This window comes from Nocardia sp. NPDC004168 (assembly GCF_040610355.1).
Classification (GTDB): domain Bacteria; phylum Actinomycetota; class Actinomycetes; order Mycobacteriales; family Mycobacteriaceae; genus Nocardia; species Nocardia sichangensis.
Genome location: NZ_JBEXME010000093.1, coordinates 1 through 2,583, shown reverse-complemented (window position 1 = coordinate 2,583; position 2,583 = coordinate 1). Strand labels below are relative to the sequence as shown.

The 2,583-nt window shown below is 62.8% G+C and carries 1 protein-coding gene; it reads left to right on the top strand.

The window, feature by feature from the left end; translation table 11 throughout:
- Positions 1-1,744: 1,744 nt before the first annotated feature.
- Positions 1,745-2,583, top strand: an 839-nt coding sequence (locus ABZW96_RS37475; RefSeq protein WP_355081616.1) for a cytochrome P450, incomplete at its 3' end; no start/stop codon positions are given.

Here is a 2,583-nt window from a genome sequence, read left to right as displayed (position 1 = left end):
CGGCATCAGGTCAGCCATTCGACCCAGGAACCTCCCTCCAAGTTCCTCCCGGCTGGGCCGGGGATACGACACGCCGCTTTCGCGGCGCACATCGTCCGCTCGATCACCCATCAGTGAGCGGGAAGCCGCGTCACGGGACCCAGTGACGCAGCTCGGTAGTGCTTAGGCTTAGGCCTTGTCCTTGCCTGCAGTTTCGCTGGCTTTCGCCGGAGTGGTCGTCGCCACCCACTACCGGGACAGCGCCTGCCAGTGGCCGCAACGCCTCTGTGTAGTTGGTGTTGGCCATCGAAATACCAACGGCCATTCCGCTCGATCGTACGACACGTGCGGCTTGCAACCGCGCTTTCCGCGGTCAGCCGAACTCGGATCGGATCATCCCGCCCCCTCTCTTTGTCTGCACCCGACGCGGCGTCGATCACCTCCCTTGACCGCTCGATCAGACCTTGGTGGCCCAGCTCATCGAGCGCGGCTCGGGGTAGCCGTCGCCGGACACCGGCCCTGGTCCACACACTGAACCGGTGATGAACTGGCGGCACCGTCATCCAGAACGATGCAGGCAGTACCGGCCGTGCACAACCGCTGTTCAGCTCCGTACACCACCGTCGTGAACACCGTCCGCTGGTCGACCGGAGCGGTCTTGCGCCCCGTGTGCGAGGGCAGAATCTGCGGTAGCAGCGGCTCGGCCAACCCCGCACTGCGGTGACTGCCACGACTGGGGCTTGTTGTCGGATTCACGTCGCAACACAAATACTCATTAGGTAAACTTTCTCCACTTATGCGGTTTTCTTAAGTAGTCTACTGCCATGCAGGATTTTCGCTGCCCGGAGGAAGGTTCAATTTTCTTCAAAATTGAACTTGCGCCTATGTTTCTTGCTGTTTCGTTACCTGACAAAGCTCGCCGCTACAACCGAAGTGGCGCCAGCCTCCTGAGGTCTCCGCCCATCGTTGCGGCCCCTGCGGCCGTTCGGATTCGCGGGGAGCGAACCCTTGCCGAGGATGTTGCTGCCAAGCTTCCTAACCCGGCTCGCAGTCGGCAAGATGGCCGTGCAATCGGCGTTTGCTGGAATCGCGTGGAGTCTCGTAGGCTGGTCCATCGCGGGTCGACTTATCGGTTGTTCGGACACCGGGAGTGGCGGCTGTTTATCATTGCCGCTACGAGCTGCTGTGGGTGGGCTTCGTCACTGTCTTTCAAGCGAACTGGCATTGCGAGTCGTGTCCTTGGCGGCGGATCACTACCGTAATAACCGCCTGTGGCGGGGCGGCGGCGTGGCTCGAGCGCTGATGTAGCGGTGCCCTTTCTCCTGAACCGGGACAGGCTCGGTGGCGCCGTGCTAAATTACCGCATGCTGCAGGGTCGACCGCAGGAACGCCGCCGGGAGGTTTCCGGTGTTTTACCTGCGGTGGTGCATGTGCCGACCAGTGGGTGGGGCCTGGCGAATCCTGTCACCGTCGTTCGGTTACCAATGCCGACAGCTTATCGCCGGTTCGCGGTCTGGACCGCGGCCATCGTGTCGGTGTGCTGAACTGGGCGGATTTCCGAATATGCGACCTTCGTGCCCGGTCCCGTGTTCATCTATTGCGCTCTGGCGGTAAAAGTCATTCTGTGAAATGCCTTTTCGCATGCACTAATGTCCGCCATGCGCTGCCTGCCGAACCATCCTACTAGCGGTCTCGGCTGGTTCCGGCAGCTCGCTAATCCTATCAACAGTTGGGAGTGTACTTCTTGTCTACGCTGCAACCTCGCGTGACAACTCCGCCTTGCCCGGTCCTCCACGGCTCGCCGATCGAATCCGACGAACAGCGAGTGCCCATGTACTCGCCCGAGTTCGCGGCCGACCCGCACCGTGTGTACCGCGAGATGCGCAGGCGCTACGGGTCTTTGGCGCCGGTGGACTTGGCCCCCGGCGTCCCGGCCACCTTGGTGATCGGCTACGGCACCGCGGTGCGGATCCTCAACGATCCCGACCATTTCCCGGCCGACCCGCGCGCCTGGCAGCAGAACATCCCCGCGGATTGCCCCATTCTTCCCCTGCTGGAGTGGCGGCCCACAGCCAGTCGCAGCGCCGGGACCGACTTCACCCGCTACCGTGGGGCGATCACCGCCAGCATCGACGAGGTCGACCTGTATGCCCTCCATTCCGTCGTGGAAGGACTGGCCACCCCGCTGATCAACTCCTTCTGCCAGAACGGGTCCGCCGAGCTGATCCGCCAGTACGTATTCCCTCTGGTCTTCGGGGTGATGAACTATCTGCTCGGCTGTCCGCCGAAGATCGGCGGGCAAATCACCGCCGCCGCAGCTGCCATCCTTGAGGGCGTAGACGCCGAGAAGGGTAACCAGATACTCAGGCAGGCGCTGATGAGCCTCGTGGCGCTCAAACGCGCCGAACCTCAACGCGACCTGGCCTCGACACTGCTGCGGCACCCTGCCCGGCTCGACGACGTCGAGGCCTCCCAGCACATCTCCCAGGTGTACGGCAGCGGGATCGAGTTCCAGCTGAACCTGATCACCAACACCCTGCTGCTGATCCTCACCGACGAGCGCTTCGGCGACAGTATCCTCGGCGGAAACCTGTCGTCCCGCGA